We start from the raw sequence: 237 nt of genomic DNA, 5'->3' as shown, positions 1-237 counted from the left end.
CCTCATGCTCTCACGCGGCTTCGCGGCGGCGGATCACCCCTCCGGGTGAGTGGCGACCGGCGGCGCCGTCGGCGGGACGAGGGCTTCGGCGACGGCCTCCGCGACGATCGCGCTGGCGCGGGCATCGAGATGGATGCCGTCGGGGTGCCGTGTGACGGACCGGCTGGTGACGTCGAAGACATCGATCAGGTCGACCCCCAGCCTGCTCGCGACGGCGCGCACGATCGGGGCCACCTC

General features: G+C 73.4%; 1 protein-coding gene. It reads right to left on the bottom strand.

What is annotated here, in order from left to right; genetic code table 11:
* Positions 1–33: 33 nt before the first annotated feature.
* On the bottom strand, positions 34–237 hold a 204-nt coding region (locus tag SB753_RS41225; RefSeq protein ID WP_410805706.1), incomplete at its 5' end, for a hypothetical protein.

It is taken from the genome of Paraburkholderia sp. SIMBA_053 (genome assembly GCF_046534895.1).
Classification (GTDB): Bacteria; Pseudomonadota; Gammaproteobacteria; order Burkholderiales; family Burkholderiaceae; genus Paraburkholderia; species Paraburkholderia caledonica.
Note: the sequence above shows the minus strand (reverse complement) of the source record. Positions and strands in the feature narration are given on the sequence as shown.